Annotated in this window: 13 protein-coding genes; 3 read left to right on the top strand and 10 right to left on the bottom strand. The window is 60.1% G+C overall.

The genetic code is table 11. The features are described from left to right. Positions 1 to 23 precede the first annotated feature (23 nt). On the top strand, positions 24 to 512 hold the full coding sequence (locus HPT27_RS16195; RefSeq protein WP_211198077.1) for an acyl-CoA thioesterase: 489 nt from the start codon (positions 24 to 26) through the stop codon (positions 510 to 512). Between the two features lie 51 nt (positions 513 to 563). Continuing rightward, on the top strand, positions 564 to 1,157 hold the full coding sequence (locus tag HPT27_RS16190) for a DM13 domain-containing protein (protein WP_172245719.1): 594 nt from the start codon (positions 564 to 566) through the stop codon (positions 1,155 to 1,157). Positions 1,158 to 1,204: 47 nt separating this feature from the next. Here HPT27_RS16190 and HPT27_RS16185 read toward each other — a convergent pair whose 3' ends face one another. The 9 genes from HPT27_RS16185 to HPT27_RS16145 all read right to left on the bottom strand — a co-directional run bounded on the left by HPT27_RS16185 (position 1,205) and on the right by HPT27_RS16145 (position 14,554). Continuing rightward, positions 1,205 to 3,064, bottom strand: coding sequence for a hypothetical protein (locus HPT27_RS16185; RefSeq protein ID WP_172245717.1), 1,860 nt, complete (start codon positions 3,062 to 3,064; stop codon positions 1,205 to 1,207). After that, complete coding sequence (locus tag HPT27_RS16180; RefSeq protein ID WP_172245715.1) at positions 3,061 to 5,316, bottom strand: hypothetical protein; 2,256 nt, start codon at positions 5,314 to 5,316, stop codon at positions 3,061 to 3,063. Before HPT27_RS16180 ends, HPT27_RS16185 begins: the two co-directional genes overlap by 4 nt. Beyond that, the gene (locus tag HPT27_RS16175; protein WP_172245713.1) at positions 5,303 to 6,334 is read right to left on the bottom strand and encodes a BatA domain-containing protein; all 1,032 of its coding nucleotides are present in this window, start codon (positions 6,332 to 6,334) and stop codon (positions 5,303 to 5,305) included. The genes HPT27_RS16180 and HPT27_RS16175 overlap by 14 nt, the downstream gene beginning before the upstream one ends. Beyond that, complete coding sequence (locus tag HPT27_RS16170; protein WP_172245711.1) at positions 6,325 to 7,275, bottom strand: DUF58 domain-containing protein; 951 nt, start codon at positions 7,273 to 7,275, stop codon at positions 6,325 to 6,327. The genes HPT27_RS16175 and HPT27_RS16170 overlap by 10 nt, the downstream gene beginning before the upstream one ends. Before the next feature lie 10 nt (positions 7,276 to 7,285). Beyond that, positions 7,286 to 8,278 (bottom strand): AAA family ATPase, encoded by a 993-nt coding sequence (locus HPT27_RS16165; RefSeq protein WP_172245709.1) that lies wholly within the window; start codon positions 8,276 to 8,278, stop codon positions 7,286 to 7,288. Beyond that, on the bottom strand, positions 8,279 to 8,899 hold the full coding sequence (locus HPT27_RS16160) for a DUF4159 domain-containing protein (RefSeq protein WP_172245707.1): 621 nt from the start codon (positions 8,897 to 8,899) through the stop codon (positions 8,279 to 8,281). A gap of 783 nt (positions 8,900 to 9,682) precedes the next feature. After that, the gene (locus HPT27_RS16155; RefSeq protein ID WP_172245705.1) at positions 9,683 to 11,017 is read right to left on the bottom strand and encodes a TldD/PmbA family protein; all 1,335 of its coding nucleotides are present in this window, start codon (positions 11,015 to 11,017) and stop codon (positions 9,683 to 9,685) included. Between the two features lie 15 nt (positions 11,018 to 11,032). Continuing rightward, positions 11,033 to 12,670, bottom strand: coding sequence for a TldD/PmbA family protein (locus HPT27_RS16150; RefSeq protein ID WP_172245703.1), 1,638 nt, complete (start codon positions 12,668 to 12,670; stop codon positions 11,033 to 11,035). Between the two features lie 234 nt (positions 12,671 to 12,904). Further along, a complete protein-coding gene (locus HPT27_RS16145) occupies positions 12,905 to 14,554 on the bottom strand; it encodes a TldD/PmbA family protein (protein WP_172245701.1) in 1,650 nt (549 codons plus the stop codon). A 367-nt stretch (positions 14,555 to 14,921) separates the two neighbouring features. Here HPT27_RS16145 and HPT27_RS16140 point away from each other — a divergent pair, with 367 nt between their 5' ends. Next, positions 14,922 to 15,305, top strand: coding sequence for an MAPEG family protein (locus HPT27_RS16140; protein ID WP_172245699.1), 384 nt, complete (start codon positions 14,922 to 14,924; stop codon positions 15,303 to 15,305). Between the two features lie 79 nt (positions 15,306 to 15,384). On the opposite strand, the gene HPT27_RS16135 is transcribed toward HPT27_RS16140, so the two are convergent. Beyond that, positions 15,385 to 16,308 (bottom strand): RDD family protein, encoded by a 924-nt coding sequence (locus HPT27_RS16135; protein ID WP_172245697.1) that lies wholly within the window; start codon positions 16,306 to 16,308, stop codon positions 15,385 to 15,387. Positions 16,309 to 16,373: the final 65 nt, after the last annotated feature.

The following is a 16,373-nucleotide window of genomic DNA, read 5'->3' as shown; positions in this document are numbered from 1 at the left end:
TACCGCAACGGAGTCCCGTCACCATGACCTCTATCCATTCGATGCCGCCATCGGCGGTGCAAACAGAACGCCCAGATGCGCTGCGCGGCTATCCCGTGCTGTTGCCGGTCACCGTGGCCTGGGGTGAAATGGACGCCTTCCAGCACGTCAACAACGTGGTGTATTTCCGCTACTTTGAAAGTGCCCGGATTGAATACGGTCGGCTCGTGCATCTGCTGGACGACAAAGAGACCAGCGGTATCGGCCCGATACTGGCAGCAACCAATGCTCGCTACAAACGGCCGGTGCTGTTTCCGGACCAATTGCTGATTGGTGTCACCGTCAGTCGAATCGGCAGCGATCGGTTCTGGCAGAACTACCGCATCTACAGCGTCAACCAGCAAGCCATCACCACCGAAGGCGAAGCGGAAATCGTGCTGTTTGATTATCGCAACCAGCGCAAGGCGGCGGTGCCGGCTGAACTGCGCCAACGCATGGAAGCCTTGGAGCAGCGTCCGCTCGTTGACGCCTGAGCTGAAGCTGACCACCGTTAGACCGTTGATGAGTGAATTGAACCGAGCTTGATGATGACGATTGTGCAAAAACGCTGGCTGCTGGCTGGCTTCGTTCTGGTGGCTGTGCTGGCCCTGGTGATCTGGTGGTGGCGCAGCCCGGCACCGGCAGAAACCCTGCGCGCGCGTTTTTCATTTGTCGATGTGATCAACGCTTCACTGCGCAGCAAGAGCAGCAACCCGACCTTGCCGAGCAATGTCCGCGAACAGATGCCGGCCTCACCGCCGGAAATTGAGCCACCAACGCTGCTCGGCTACGGCGAATTCACCATGACCGACAAGACCCGTCCGGCCAGTGGCGTGGTCCGGCTGTTCCGGCTCGGCACCGGCGAATACTTGCTGCGGCTGGAAAATTTGTCAGTGGTGCGCGGACCCGGTCTGCATGTGTTTTTCACCTCGGCACCGGGACCGCGTGACGTCAATGTCGTGCAAAGTGATTTCATTGATCTGGGCGAATTGCGGGCGCAATCCGGCGATTTGAATTACGTCATTCCGGCTGATATCGATCTGCGCGACTATCGCGGCGTGGTGGTGTTCTCGCCCTACTTCCGCGAGCTGTACGCCACGGCAGCGCTGACCGACGCCAACGTCGGCAGCACGCCTTAACTCAATCAGGTTTGCGGCGCGACATCGATACTGCAGCTAGCTGCAACTCAGCGCGCCGGCAACTGTCGTTCACGCCACCAAATCGCCGCCAACCCGAGCAGAACGATCAACGCGAACGGCCAACGTGGCAAAGGCTGTGCGCGGGTCACCGGCGCCGCCGCCAATGTCTGGCTGTGTTGCCGGGTTGCCTCGTACGCCGCTGCTTGCTGCAACTCCACCGACGGCGTTTGTTCGTAAACCCGCCACCAGGCGGTCACCGGCGCCGTGATGCGATACCAGCCCGGTGCTGACGGCGTGTACAACGCGCAGCGCTGGCCCGGTGTTGCTGCAGCTTGCAGCGATAACGTCTCGGTAACACCCTTGGCAGTCTGCAATGTCAGCGTGAGGGTTTCGGTGTTGGTTTCAGAGCTGGAGTCAAAGCTGGCTTCGGCGTTGGTTGCGCGTGAATCCGCCACCACGTTGTCGAGACAAAGCGCCGTCGGTTTGCCCTGAACGCCGTCCTCCGGATCATGCCAAACCGGACCGTTTCGATCTGGCAAGGCCAGACTCTGTTGCCACCAACGGGCATAGTGATCCCGCGCCCGTTGCCACAGGCGATGGCTGTCGCTGAGGCCCAGCCAGATCACCCGCCCCTGCTGCCAGCTCCGCACCAGCACCATGTCATGATCGCCGGTGATGCTGTCGGCATCAGGCGTCAGCGTTTGCCAGTGCTCGTTGCTGCGCAGCTGCCAGCTGGCCCGCTGCAACGCCGTTTCACCAATGGCAATCGCCTGCTCGGTTTCGCTGAGCGACCGCCACTCCGCGGCCAGCTGTTTGCTGAGCAGGGTCCGGACCGCAAGCTCAGCTTCGCTGCCATCGGCCAACAGAGCCAGCGTTGCGCCGCGGGCAACTTGCTGCAGCCATTGCGCACGCTGCGCGCCGCTGCTTTGTTGCCAGCTGCGCAAATCCAGCAGCAACAAACGGCTGGCGTTTTCAGCGGTATTTTCAGCAGCATTGCTGTCATCAGCACTGGCACCGGTGTTGCCTGTTTCGTTGTCGGCAGTGTTTGGCTGGTTTGGATTGAACGCATCGCGTCGTTGCAATTGCTGACCGGTCTGGCTCAGAAATTCGCCGGCCATGCCGGTCTGCTGCAACCACTCCCGCAGCGCCCGCTGCTCAAATGAGGGCGCCGAAAATTGTGCCTGCACCCGTGTAATCCGATTCGGCAGCACGGCAAACGCCAGTGGCAGCTCGCGCAGCACGGCGTCGTGCTGATCGCGCACCTGCAACAGCCAGTCGTAATGACCGATCGCGGTTGGTCGCCAGCTCACGCTCGCCACACCAGACAGCACGGGAGCATCGGCAATGAGTTCACGGCGGGCATCACGCAACTGCAATACCTGCGCAGCAGCCGGTGCCTGCAGGTGGATTTGTAGCACGTTGCCGAGCGTCAACTGACGATTGCTGCTGAGCTGCCATTCCGGCGCCGCCGGCGCCTGCCATTGAATGAGGCGGGTCGGCATTTGCTGCCACGCTGCCGACGACAGGCCATTACCAAACAACTGCAGCGGCGGTTGCTCTTGTTTCTGCTCCAGTTGCCGTTCCGGTTGCTGTTCCTGAAAAAGTTGCGACTGTTGTGAATGCTGCTGCAGCAAGGTCAGTTCAGCCAGCGAGGGCTCCGTCGGCAAGCGCAGCAAAGTTGAACCGTGTTGACTCGCCCACTGCTGCGCCGCCTGTTCACTGCTCGCATCACCGGGCGTCAACACAACGAGCGGTGCCAACGGTTGCTGCACCGACGGTGGCATGGCCATCAAGACAAAGCTGGCCAGTACCGGCAACCAGAGCCAGCGCCATGACCAGGACAGGCGGCTGCGCCACAGCTGCCACAGCAGGAGCGCGAGGCTGATGCTTAAAAAAATCAGCTTCATCGCCCGCCCTTCTGGCTTGGTGTTTTTGCGTCGAGCGCAGGCGTATTGGGCACTGCCGCCGAGTCAGTCGCCTGTTTGAGCGCCGCGCGAAAGGCACCATGGCGATCGATAGCGGCCTGCAGCGCCGGCAACGGGCTATTCAGGCGCAGCGCCAATTGATCGCGCAGCGCAGCCCGGCAACTGTCACAGCCGGGTCGCAAATCCTGCAGCAAGGCAAGGCTCGCCAGCGCGAACGATTTGCCCTCCTCATCCTGACTGCGCAGCAACTGTTGCAGATGCTGTTGCAATTGTTGTTCTAGTGCGGGCGTCAGCCCGGTCGTCGGCGCCGGCGCCGATTCCGAAACCGGCGCCGTCAACGCTGCCAGCGCTTGCAACAACAACTGTTGCTCGGCAGCTGTGACCTGTTGGTGCTGGCGCTGCACCGATCGCGCACCGCTGGCATCACCGCTGAAGCGCATATTGGCTTCCAGCGGCGGTGGTGAAAACGCGGTCTTGTGCAAATAGATGCGCTCGGCCTGCTGCAATTCCTTGATGGCATTCAGCGCCGCGTATTCGTGTGGCAGTGCAGGTTCCGGTGTCGACATTCGCAGGCCGCCTTCGGCTGACCACATCGCCTGCAGCGCCCGGCGCAGGATGGCCTTGGTTGCTTCGTCAAACAGCGTGGCGTTTTCTGCCTCATCATGGGCATGACCGTAGGTAGCGACCACATCCGATTGCAGCCGCGCGCCGATACCGTTCGCTGCCATGGCATTGCCACTGTCTTCGTGCTCGTCGTGGCCGCCGGGCGCCGGCCCGGCCGCTTCGAAACTCGATTCCTCGCCAAGAAATTCACCGTAACGCAGACGCAGCACCATCTGATCCTGGGCGAGTTTTTCGCTGCGCTGACGGAAGTCGGCTACTGGCAAGGTTTTTCGTTGGCTGATCAAAGCCTCGGTATCCAGAATGATTTGCCGCTGCGAGCGGAATTTGGCTTTACCGAGATCAGACGGAATGCGCGCACCGCCTTCGATGACATTCGATTCAACCGGATGGCGCAGAATATAGGTGCGCGATCGGGACAGCTGTGCCTGTGGCTGCCGGCCGTCTTTGGCGGTGACATAAAAGTACAGCTCGTCACCGGGTTCCATACCGAGCGTGCGCAAACGTAGTGCTTGCTGGTGCTGCCAGTGCCGACCATCGGCCGCCGGTTTGATGTGCTGCTCGCGATCCGTGAAGCGCACGTTTTCGCCGCCGCCACGCGCCAGCGTCCAATGCAGACTGGCGTTGCTCAGGCCGTAATCATCATCAATGGTAATATCCAGATCGAGCAGATACTGCTGGCTGTCAACGTCCTGGGTTTCCCGACTGGGTTGCCGCACCAGAATGACCGGCGCCGTATCGGCCAACAGCAACAAGCGACCGCGCGCATCCGCCAGCGCTTGCTCATGCCGACGCAGGCGATAGCCGGTGCTGAAATCAAATTGCCATTCGACGCAGCGGGCGCTGTCGTCATTCGGGTTACTGCCCGAATCGCCATGCAGCGTGCCACCGACATCAGCACGCAGGCTGCGTGCTTCGCCATCGAGCCATTGAACATCGATGTCATCAAACGCCGATTGCTCAGCAGCCAGCAGGCAAAACTGCACGCGACTGCCTTCCGGAATCTGGACATCGCCAGCGCCGGCGGTGAACGGCGGCAATCCGGTGTAAGCAGGCGGCGTGATCTGCAACTGAATGCGCGGCACGGCCGGTGTTGAAGATGCAGCAGCGTCGGATTCAGCAGTCGACGCTGAGCTTGCAAGGGGAGTGACCGGTTCGGCAAACCAGAACCAGAACAGCACGGCAATCACCGCGCTGAGCCCATACGTCAAGCGTGGCAAGGGACGCGGCAAAATCGTCGTCAATTCCGCTTGATGCCGGCTCAATTGCGTCAGCAGCCGTTGCTGCTGCAACGCGGCCAGCGGCGACAATGCCGGCTGTTCCTGTGCAGTCGGTGCAAACAGCAAGAAACTGCTGTCCTGCAAATCGGCGATGGCATCATCCAGCCAGCGCGCCAGCAATCGGCCGCTGTCACGCCAACCGGCATAGCCGGCAATCACGGCAGCCAGCAGCGGCAACGGCAGCAGCCACGCCGCCGCCTTGCCTTGCTGCACCAACAACACCAACACCGGCAGCAAACCGGTGACCAGCACGGCTGCCGCCACTTTGCTGCTGTGTCGCCAGCGCAAACGTTGCAGCGGTGGCAACAGTGGCGTGAGCTTAGCGGCGGCCATGCGCGAGCCCCCGTTCGAGCAGCAACAGCAGCAGCGCCGCCATGAACAGCGCCATCTGCAGACCAATTTTTTGTTGGCCCGACAGCTCTGGTACCGACCAGGATTGCAGCGCGGCAATCGGTTGCTGCCAGCGATTGTCACCGCGCGCCAACCACGCTTCTGTCTGCGTCAGCAATGCCGCCAGCCGCTCCGGATGTTCCCGCAACACGGCAGCCGGTTCACTGCGCAAATGCAATTGATTGCCGGCGATGGCGAATGCCGGCTCGGCATCGGCCGGTGTTGCCGACTCCGACGGTGACTGCCACGGCAACGGCTCCTGATGCCAGAGCACGCGCGCATCCGCTTCCGGATTGTCGATGGCCAAATCGGCAGCCTGACTCGTGCTGAGCAACTGCCAGTGCGGCCACGCGTCCACGGCATTGGCCGCGGCAAACAATGGCGCGTAATCGGCACTCGCGTTGACGGTTCGGATGGGTGATGGTGCAGCATCGGCGCGATCATGCATTTGCCACTGCTCTGCGATCGGCAATGCAGGCAAGGCCACGGCCGGCACCGCGATAGTTGGCGGAACGTGTGCGGTGACGCGGGCCAGATCCGGCTGTTGTTCGGCCAATTGCAGAAGGCTGTTGCTGAAAACGGCGGCATCTTGCGGGCAGCGCGTGCGAGCCAATTCGCCGTCTCGGCACAACCAGAGCGCGCCAATTGACGCCAGCTCGGCATCGGTCATCGGCAGCGAAGGATGGACGATGGTCAGCGCGTTGCTGCGCGCCAACGTGCGCGACAAAGTGGGCGTCATCAGGGCCAGCACCAACAGCGCCAATAGCAAACAGCGCAGCAACAGCAGCAACCAGTCACTGATGCGTCTGGCCCGGCCTTGCTCGGCGGTCGGCAGCAAAAATCGCAACGCGGCAAACCGGCGCGGTGGCTGCCAGCGACTGGCAAAAAAGTGAATCAGAACCGGTACGGCCAGACTGGCGAATGCCCAGGCCCACAGCGGTGCGGCAAACGCTAGCTCCACGCCGAGCCTCCCGGTGCCCGCGCCCGCAGAAAATGCTGCACAACCTGATCAGGCGCCTGTTCGATTGCCGCTTCCTGCCACTGCACCTGATGCTGTCGGCACCAGCGCGCCCATTGCTCACGCTGCTGCTGTCGCGCCTGCAAATAACTGCTGCGCTGCGCCGGTGAAAAGGCCAGCGCCGGTTCACCTTCGTAACCTTCGAGCATGGCAGCGCCAGCGAATGGCAATTCACGCTCTTCGCGATTGTCGAGCGCGATGGCGGCAACGTCGTGACCGGTGACCTGCAACCAACGCAGCCAGGTCAAACTGCCGTCGTCGATAAAGTCACTGACCATCACGCAGACGGCGCGGGTGCGCATGACACTGGCCAGCGCCCGCGCCTGACTCGGTAGCGGCAATCGACCATCGCATTGGACTCGGGTGAGGGTTGCGATCAATCGCTGCAATTCGCGCTGACCGCGGCGTGCAGGCAGCAGTTGCGGCGTGCTGTCACTAAGCAGCGCCAAGCCGACGGCATCACCTTGCCGCGCCGCCATCATGGCAATCGCGGCCAGAACAGCGGCACCGAAATCCACCTTGCGATAGGGCGTCGCGCTTTTTTGCCAACCGAGCATGCTTTTACCGGTCGACGCTGTCATGCCGGCCGCTGTTGCACCTGCCGGCGCCAGCATCGATGCCGAGACATCGAGCAGCAACCAGACTGGCACCTGACTGTCGCGCTCGGCCTCGCGGACAAAATAGCGATCCGAACGCGCGGCCAACTTCCAGTCGAGCCGGCGCAAATCATCGCCGGGTTCATAGCGACGATACTCGCTGAATTCCAGTCCGGCGCCGCGAATCTGGCCTCGGTGCGGGCCATGGGAAAAGCCGGGCAAGGTGCGTCGCACCGGCAAATTCAGCCGGCGCATACGGGCCAGGAAATCGGTGCTGATCAGCGTCATTGCCGGTCGATCAATTGGGTAACGGCAGCGCTTGCAGCGCGGTCAGCACATCAGCCAGCCGGACGTTGTCCGCTTCGGCCTGAAAGCCAAGAATGACCCGGTGGCGCAAAACGCTGGGCAGCATCGCCGCGATATCTTCGCGGGTGATGGCCAAACGGCCTTGCAACACGGCGCGCGCTTTCGCGCACAGCACCAACGCCTGCGCGGCGCGTGGGCCGGCGCCCCAGGAGACAAATTCACGGACGATTTTCAACTCGCTCAGCTGTGGCCGGGTAGCGCGAATCAACCGGGTCGCGTGCAGCAGCAGCCGTTCACTGACCACCATTTCCCGGGTCAGCTTTTGCAGGGTCAGCAAGGTCTCGGCGCTCATCACCGCGGTGGTGCCCTGACCATCAGCCGCAGTGGTGCGACTGACAATGGCCAGCTCCTCTTCTTCACCGGGATAATTGACTTCGATATGCAACAGGAACCGGTCGAGTTGCGCTTCCGGCAGGGGGTAAGTCCCGGCTTGCTCGATCGGATTCTGCGTTGCCAGAACAAAGAACGGTTTCGGCAGCGCATGCTGTTCACCGGCAAACGTCACCGATTTTTCCTGCATTGCTTCCAGCAGCGCCGATTGGGTTTTCGGTGGCGTCCGGTTGATTTCATCGGCCAGCAGTATCTGGGTAAAGATCGGCCCTTTCTGGAAGCGGAAGAAACGCTTGCCACTGCCATGCTCTTCTTCCAGCAACTCGGTGCCGATAATGTCGGATGGCATCAAATCCGGCGTGAACTGGATGCGGCGAAAATCCAGCGTCATGGCTTCAGAAAGCGTCTTGACCAGCAAGGTCTTGCCGAGTCCCGGCACGCCTTCGATCAGCGCGTGACCACCGGCCAGCAAGGCCACCAGCAATTGCTCTACCACATCCTGCTGACCGACGATGACCCGCGCCAGCATTTCGCGCAAGCTGGCGATCTGGCCGTTCAATTCCGCCAGCTGCGACTCTGTCCATTGCGTGCTCATTCAACCTCCGAGCGCATACATGATGATATTGACGGCAAAGCGCGTGTTGTCCTGCGCCAGCCAACGTTTGTTGCGAAAGTCATAATCCCATTCGCAGCCGTAATCCTTGTTGCTGTACAGCACGCCGATGCGGCAGTCCTGTTCGATCGCCCGCAGGTAGTCGTGCACCAGATCATCGCCCCAGCCATTGAGCTCGACGCTGGTTGCTGGCGGGCCATCAAACTGGAAAAAACTGTGATACAGCGGATGTGAATTCGGCAGCTTCTTCAGCGCACCCGCGCCAAATATCGCCTGCATCTGTGCTTCAAATGAACGGGCGAACAGACCATCGATGTCGTGATTGCAATCGTCGACCAGAACAAAGCCGCCGTTGCGGACATACTGGGCGAAATTACTGCGCTCTTCCTTGGTGAACTGGACCAGCTTGTGGCCGGCGAGATAACAGAACGGCGCCTCCAGCATTTTCGGATCAGCCAAGGCCACGATGCGCTCAACCGGGTCCACCCGCAAAGTCGTGTACTGCACCAGCGAATGCAGAATGTTCGACGGCATCCGCTGATCGACATCCCAGTCGCCGGATTCATAGGTGAGTCTTGTGAAGTAGAAGTCGTAGGCGCTCATGTGATCCGTTATTTACTCGTTTCCCCGGACATGGGCTTGCCCGGAGAGAGTGCCGGGTCTCGGCAATTGCTCCTGCATTGCTCTACCGCCGTATGCGGCTCGACTCGTCGCCCGAGCCAGAATGTCAACGCATCAATTCGATCCTGTCATTCCGGCGAAAGCCGGAATCCAATTTGAATTTTTATTAAAAGCCCAATGGATTCCGACTTTCGCCGGAATGACAGACCTTGTCTCAACACCGAAGCAAACACTCTCGCTATCAAACGGGGCCCCACCGCGCCAGCCGCTGGACACGTGACAGTGGCCGGGTGCGCCGGCAGGGATAGCCGGCGCAGCACTGATAAGGCAGGATGCCGCATCAGTGCGAGCCCGTAGCCAATGGCACGTGAACAGCGGGCGGACTTGCCGAAGCAACCCAACCATTACTGGCGCGCCTGGGGCGTGTTAGATTCGAGCCATCCTGGCTCTCACCCTTTGGGCGCCTTCGGCGTCCAAATTTGTTCCCGACAAATTTGTCTTTGCTTACTTTCTTTGCACGAGCAAAGAAAGTGAGGCGCCCGCCGGTGTCCCGCAAGGGGATTTCCTATTCGGTCACGCGAACCGGCAAAGCTTTACTACGAGACTGAATGCGATTAACTCGCAATGTCTCGGAATTCAGCCCCCACCCTACCCCTCCCCCTGACAGGGGAGGGAACAAAAAGAAACGCCCGCCGAAGCGGGCGTTTCCCCTACCCTGCCACTATGCGCCCCTTCCCGAACGCATAACTACTGACAACAACCGCGTTACACCGCATCCGACAGCGACGTGAAATTGAAGTCGCGAATCTTCATCGGCGGAATCATCATGATGACAGCGGCTTCGTCACCGGCGATGCGCTCGGTTTTGCCGAGTTCTTCCAGATTGTTCAGCATCGTGACCGGGCTTTCGTTGAAGCGGAAGTTTTTCACCGGGTACATGATCCTGCCGTTCTCGACATAGAACGTGCCGTCGCGGGTCAGACCGGTAATCAGCACCGACTGCGGATCGACCATGCGCAGATACCAGGTGCGGGTCACCAGAATGCCTTTCTTGGTCGACTTGATCATGTCTTCGAGGCTGGCTTTGCCGCCTTCCATGATCAGGTTGCCCGGTTGGGCTTTGGCTTCAACGCCCTTCTCTTTCGCCCAGTAGCGCGAATACTGCAGGTAATTGACTACGCCATTCTTGACCACATCAACGCGGCCACGGGCAGTACCTTCGCCGTCCCACGGCAACACCGGGACATCCGGATGCCACGGGTCGCTGTACAGATTGACGCGTTCGTCAAAGAACTTCTCGCCAATGCGATTGCCGCCACCTTTTTTGCTCATGAACGAGCGGCCTTCATCGGCTTGCCGGGCGTCGAGACCGAACACCAGGAAGTTGATGATGCCAGCGGCAGCGGCCGGCTCCAGAATCACGGTGTAACGACCCGGTTCCAGTGCCTTGGCATCCACCGATTGCTTGGCTTTGGCGATGGCAATCTCGCTGGCCAGACTGGTGCTCATCTTGCTGAAGTCATCGACGTTCTTCGATACCCAGCCCGAGCCGCGACCGTCTTCGGTGCGCACCGTGCAGGTGAAATCAACGCCCGATTGCCGTTGAAAACCGTAGACCCCGTTGGAGTTGGCCTGAGCGATGAAGCCGGCGTTGTCCTGCAGGAAGCCCGCAGCAACCAAACCGTTTTTGCGCGACGGATCCAGACTGTCGGCAGCGGCTTGTGCACGCTGCTCCGCCGTGATGTTGGCAGTGCTTTCGTAAAAGGTATTGCTCGGCTTGTAGGTCTGCTTGGCCACCGCCGGCATGAACTCCGGATTTTCCGGCGCCAGTTTGGCCAGCTCTTCGGCGCGACGAACCGCGCGCTCCAGACCCGCGTCATCCAGTTCGTTGGTGGTCACCGTGCCCTGACGTTTGCCATAGGCAACCGCGACGACCAACTGAATATCATCGACGATGCCGCTGGTCGAGACGGTATTCCGGGCAAACCGGATATTGCCGGTGCGACCACCGGTCAATTGCACTTCGCATTGATCGGCTTTGGCCAGGCTCAGCACCTTGTCGCAAATGCGCTTGGCTTCTGCTTCGGTCATCATGCTCATATTCTCTCTCCTGCCTTAGCCAATTTTGCGCGCGGTGTTGATGACATTGATGCCATTGAAACGAGCGGTGGCAGCGCCGTGCGAAACGGCACTGATTTGACCCGGTTGGCCTTTGCCATCAAAGAAGGAACCGCCCATGCGCCAGTCACGGTCATCACAGATTGCCGTGCAGGCATTCCAAAAGTCCTGAGTGTTGGCTTGGTAAGCCACATCTTCCAGCTCACCAGCGATTTTGCCGTCCTTGATTTCGTAGAACAGCTGACCGCCAAACTGGAAGTTGTAACGCTGCTGATCGATCGAGAACGAGCCGGCACCGACGATGTAAATGCCTTTCTTGACATCGGCAACCATCTCATCCGGGGTCAGCTTGGCTTTGCCGGCCGCCAGCGACACGTTCGGCATGCGCTGGAACTGCACACTCGACCACGAGTCGGCGTAGCAGCAGCCATGTGATTCTTTTTCGCCTAGCATGTGCACCTGATCGCGAATGGCTTCGTAGTTGACCAGAATGCCGTCCTTGACCAAATCCCAGCGCTTGCAGGTCACACCTTCGTCGTCATAGCCCACCGCGCCGAGCGAACCCGGTTCGATTTTGTCGGCATAGAGATTGACGATCTTGGAACCGTACTGGAATTTCTTGCTTTGCCATTTGTCCATGGTCGCGAAACTGGTGCCGGCGTAGTTGGCTTCGTAGCCGAGCACGCGATCCAGCTCCAGCGGGTGACCGACCGATTCATGTGTGGTCAGGTACATGTGCTCGGGTGACAGCACCAGATCGTACTTGCCGGCTTCCACCGATTTGGCATTGATTTTTGCTTTCGCCTGTTTACCGGCGGCACGAGCATCTTCAATGATGTCGTAGGAATTCTTGTACAGCGTGGTGACACCGCCAGCCGCTTGAATCTTGTCTTCCGGACGGGCATCGAGCCACTCGTAACCACGGCCGACTGGCGCGCCAAGCGACTGCCGGGTGCGGAACTTGCCTGACGCCTGATCAACGGCGGTAGCAAAGAACGGTACCCACAACCGATGCACGTCTTGATCGATATACGAGCCGTCGGTCGAGGCAAAATATTTTTGCTGGTTGACCTGGAACATCACCGACTGCATGAAGCTGGCACCGGCATCGAGACCGGCTTTGTTGGCCGCGATCAGCAGATCGGCTTTTTCCTTGATTGGCACATTGCGCCAGTCTTTCTTGATGGGCGTTTTCCAGCTGACTTCGCCGACGCCTTTGACGGCGGCAAGACGAACCGGCTCAGACAGCAATCTGGCGTTGGCTTTGGCGATGGCAACGGCTTGCTGCGCTGCAGCAGCGACTGCATCTTTGGTCAGCAGATTGGTCGCGGCAAAGCCGTAGCAACCATTGGCGATAACACGAACACCTGCACCGAGCGATTCGGTATTGACGACGTTTTCAACGTTCAAATCGCGCGTGGTGATGAATTGCTGCAGGTAGCGGCCGATGCGGACATCGCAGTAGCTCGCACCGGCCTTGGTCGCGGCATTGAGCGCGGCATCGGCCAGTTCTTTCTTGAACGCAACCGCCATTGGCGCCTGCAATTCTTCCGCCGCAATGGCGCGGCCCATCACCGGCACCATCATCGTGCCGACACCGATACCGGTGATTTTCAGAAAATCGCGTCGTTCCATTCTTGTCTCCTTGCGCCCATGGGGAACCGGTCTGCCGGCACCATCGGGGGTGCCCGGTAAGCTAGCACCGTCCTTCGGCGCTGCCTTGCGGCGAGGCGTTTGGATTTGTTACCAAGTTTGTCAAATCGGTAATCCGCTGCGCCGCTGCTGCCAACCGCGGTGACAACGGCAATAGCCAGCCAACACCAGCGCTGGCGGTATTGCCGTGCATCACTGCCGGGCGAACACGCGCCGTCAATCGATCTTGCGCGCGGTATTAATCACATTAATGCCATCGAAGCGCGCGGTTGCTGAACCATGTGAAACCGCACTGACCTGGCCCGGCTGGCCTTTGCCATCAAAGAACGAACCGCCCATGCGCCAATCGCGCTCATCACAGATGGCGCTGCAGGCATTCCAGAAATCCTGGGTATTGGCCTGATAGGCAACGTCTTCCAGCATGGCGCCGATTTTGCCGTCCTTGATTTCGTAGAACAGCTGACCACCAAACTGAAAGTTGTAACGCTGCTGATCAATGGAATAGGAACCGCGGCCGAGAATGTAAATGCCTTTCTTGACGTCCTTGACCATTTCGTCCGGCGTCAGTTTGGCCTTGCCCGGCGCCAATGACACATTCGGCATGCGCTGAAACTGGATGCTGCTCCAGGAGTCGGCATAACTGCAGCCATGCGATTCCTTTTCGCCCAGCATGTGCACTTGATCGCGCGTGGCCTGGTAATTCACCAAAATGCCATCCTTGATCAAATCCCAGCGCTTGCAGGCCACGCCTTCGTCGTCATACGCCACCGCACCGAGCGAGCCCGGCTCGGTCTTGTCGCCGTAGAAATTGACGATTTTCGAACCGTACTGAAATTTCTTGCTCTGCCATTTGTCGAGCGTGGCAAAACTGGTGCCGGCGTAATTGGCTTCGTACCCGAGCACACGATCGAGTTCGAGCGGGTGACCGACCGATTCGTGCGTGGTCAGGAACAAATGCTCCGGCGCCAGCACCAGATCGTATTTGCCGGGCTCAACCGATTTGGCGGTCAGTTTTTCCTTGGCCTGACGGCCGGCTGCGCGCGCGTCTTCAATGAGATCGTAGGAGTGCTTGTACAGCGTGGTGACGCCACCGGGCGCTTGCAGCTTGTCCTCGGCACGAGCATCGAGCCATTCGTAACCACGGCCAACCGGTGAGCCCAGCGCTTGCCGGCTGCGAAACTTGCCGGTGGCTTTGTCGACGGCGGTGGCGGTGAACGGCGTCCAGATCCGGTGCACGTCTTGATCGATGTAAGAGCCGTCAGTCGAGGCAAAATATTTCTGCTGATTGATCTGGAACATCTGTGAGCGCATGAAGCTGGCACCGGCCTCGATGCCGGCGTTGTTGGCCGCGATCAGCAACTCGGCCTTTTCCTTGATGGGTACCGCGCGCCAGTCTTTCTTGATCGGTGTCTGCCAGAACACGTCGCCGACGCCTTTGACCGCTGCCAAGCGAACCGGCTCGGTCTGCAAGCGGCTGTTGGCTTTGGCAATCGCCACCGCCTGCAGCGCCGCCGCCGCAATCGCCTCCTTGCTCAGGACATTGGTCGCGGCAAAACCGTAGCAGCCATTGGCGACCACGCGCACGCCGGCACCAACCGATTCGGCGTTGACCACTTCTTCAACGCTGCGGTCACGGGTCGTGATGAACTGCTGCAGATAACGGCCGATGCGGACATCACAGTAGCTGGCGCCGGCCTTGGTCGCAGCATTGAGGGCAACATCGGCCAGCGCCTTCTTGAACGCCGTGGCCATCGGAGCCAGCAACTCTTCCGCGGCAATGGCACGGCTCATTGCCGGCAACAAGCTCGCGCCGAGCCCCACGCCCGCACCAAGACCGGACACCTTCAGAAAATCGCGTCGTTGCATTGCCGGCTCCTGGCCAGAAAGGACGAAAATGGGTCGCTGGATGCTACCACTGCCGGCAAGCGGAACTGGCCCACGCCCACAGCGCGGACTTGTTACCAGTTTTGTCTGGGCCGACTTGTTACCGCGTTACCGTGTGATCAAACGCGAAGGGTGATCGAAATCCGGCGCCAGTCCGTAAGGCCGATTGGGACTGCGTGGGCGGCATGGATGACGCGAACTATGTGATCTACATGAGCTAAACAAGCTACGGCAAGTCAGGATCGGTCGGGGCAGGCGTTTCTGCCGCAGGACCGATTGACGCAGAATGTATTAACGCAGGACCTTTAAACGCAGGGTCAACCGGCACATCGCCTACAGGAGCAACAATATGAGCATTGCCTATGTCTGCGTCGCCATTGCCGGACTGATGCCCTGTCTCTGGGTGGGTTACGCCAAATTTGCCGGCCGCGGTTACGACAACCAGGCGCCGCGTGAGTTTTTGGCAGCGCTCTCTGGTGCCCGCCAACGCGCCCACTGGGCGCAGCTGAACGCGTTTGAGGCCTTCCCCTTGTTTGCCGCCGCCGTGATCATCGCCCAGATCAGCGGCGTCGAACCCAGCCGTGTCGATGCGCTGGCCATTGCGTTTGTGCTGCTGCGACTGGCGTATGGCATCAGCTACATCGGCAACCGGCCGACCCTGCGCTCACTGTTGTGGTCGCTGGCGCTGCTGAGCGTGATCGCGCTGTTCGTGCTGACGGCCCAGCATCAGTGACGAGTCTTTGATCCGTCATTCGGTCGTCTTCGATCAGTCTTCGACGAGCTGTTGACGCGCGCCGATGACAGTACGCAATTCAACTACGGTTTTCGTCAACGACCACCGTAAAGCTGATTTTGTCGTGAATGGCTTGCCGGTTGTCATCCCAGATGACTTGCGCGAAGCCAAGCAAACCCGTGGCAAAACCGGCCGCATAGCCGCCATAGCGATTGAAGCAATCCCACACCGACAGTGCACGGCCATTGAGCTGCACCACCCGGATGCCCAGCATGCGCTTGCCGATGGTCTGGCCTTTCCACCACGCCGTCAGCAGCGAAAAATACACGGCCGCCCAGCCAAAACCGAAGCCGATATCGTCGAGCATTTTTTTGCCCGTTTCGATCACGCTGAAGCCGGTTGCTTCCGCCTTCAAGCGCTTGTTCTCCGCCCGTAATTTGCTCAGCTCACGCTCGGCAGCCAGCTGCGATGGCGCGACGTTGGCATCAGCTCCGGTATTGGCAGCCACATCGGCATCGACATTGGCCGCCACCAGCTCTTCGGCTGCGCTGGCTACTTCGGCGCTGCGATCCGGTTCATCGTCATCATTGAAGAGATGCAGCCCGGAAAAGAACGCCCAGCCCACGAACAGCGCCACCAACACAATCGGCAGCTTGCCGGCCCGGGTTTGCGCCAGCGGTGTCAGCTGACTGCGCTTGCTGATCAACTGATAGCTCAGCACCGCCAGCGCCACCGCCAACAGGAAACTGCCGACCTGACTCAGCAACGCGACCAGAACAAAATCGATGGCAATAGCCCAGGCGCGCGCTTTCGGTGTTGCCAGCGGTTTGCCGAGCAGATGCGGCGCAATCAGAAAGGCATGCGGTGTCACGCGCTGGCGCGGATCTTCAGGAAAGCTGGCATCAGGTGGCGGCGGTGACGGTGGTGGCGCGGTAACTGGCGCCAGATCCGAACGACTGACACTGGGAACCACCGTCGTCACCGGCGGTTTTGACTCACTCATGGCTGTCTCCCATCAAGATGGCCGCTATCTTGTCGCGCCAACGCCGTGATCTCAAGTGGTACCAA

The organism is Permianibacter fluminis, from assembly GCF_013179735.1.
GTDB classification, from domain to species: Bacteria; Pseudomonadota; Gammaproteobacteria; order Enterobacterales; family Permianibacteraceae; genus Permianibacter; species Permianibacter fluminis.
The sequence above is the reverse complement of the archived record's forward strand: the minus strand, read 5'-3'. Positions and strand labels throughout refer to the sequence as shown.

What these genes read in the sequence shown, in the direction of transcription:
- HPT27_RS16140 (WP_172245699.1), top strand. Translation starts at nt 14,922, where the DNA reads ATGAGCATTGCCTATGTCTGCGTCGCCATTGCCGGACTGATGCCCTGT.
- HPT27_RS16160 (WP_172245707.1), bottom strand. Translation starts at nt 8,899, where the DNA reads ATGAGCGCCTACGACTTCTACTTCACAAGACTCACCTATGAATCCGGC.
- HPT27_RS16165 (WP_172245709.1), bottom strand. Translation starts at nt 8,278, where the DNA reads ATGAGCACGCAATGGACAGAGTCGCAGCTGGCGGAATTGAACGGCCAG.
- HPT27_RS16185 (WP_172245717.1), bottom strand. Translation starts at nt 3,064, where the DNA reads ATGAAGCTGATTTTTTTAAGCATCAGCCTCGCGCTCCTGCTGTGGCAG.
- HPT27_RS16180 (WP_172245715.1), bottom strand. Translation starts at nt 5,316, where the DNA reads ATGGCCGCCGCTAAGCTCACGCCACTGTTGCCACCGCTGCAACGTTTG.
- HPT27_RS16190 (WP_172245719.1), top strand. Translation starts at nt 564, where the DNA reads ATGATGACGATTGTGCAAAAACGCTGGCTGCTGGCTGGCTTCGTTCTG.
- HPT27_RS16195 (WP_211198077.1), top strand. Translation starts at nt 24, where the DNA reads ATGACCTCTATCCATTCGATGCCGCCATCGGCGGTGCAAACAGAACGC.
- HPT27_RS16150 (WP_172245703.1), bottom strand. Translation starts at nt 12,670, where the DNA reads ATGGAACGACGCGATTTTCTGAAAATCACCGGTATCGGTGTCGGCACG.
- HPT27_RS16155 (WP_172245705.1), bottom strand. Translation starts at nt 11,017, where the DNA reads ATGAGCATGATGACCGAAGCAGAAGCCAAGCGCATTTGCGACAAGGTG.
- HPT27_RS16135 (WP_172245697.1), bottom strand. Translation starts at nt 16,308, where the DNA reads ATGAGTGAGTCAAAACCGCCGGTGACGACGGTGGTTCCCAGTGTCAGT.
- HPT27_RS16170 (WP_172245711.1), bottom strand. Translation starts at nt 7,275, where the DNA reads ATGACGCTGATCAGCACCGATTTCCTGGCCCGTATGCGCCGGCTGAAT.
- HPT27_RS16145 (WP_172245701.1), bottom strand. Translation starts at nt 14,554, where the DNA reads ATGCAACGACGCGATTTTCTGAAGGTGTCCGGTCTTGGTGCGGGCGTG.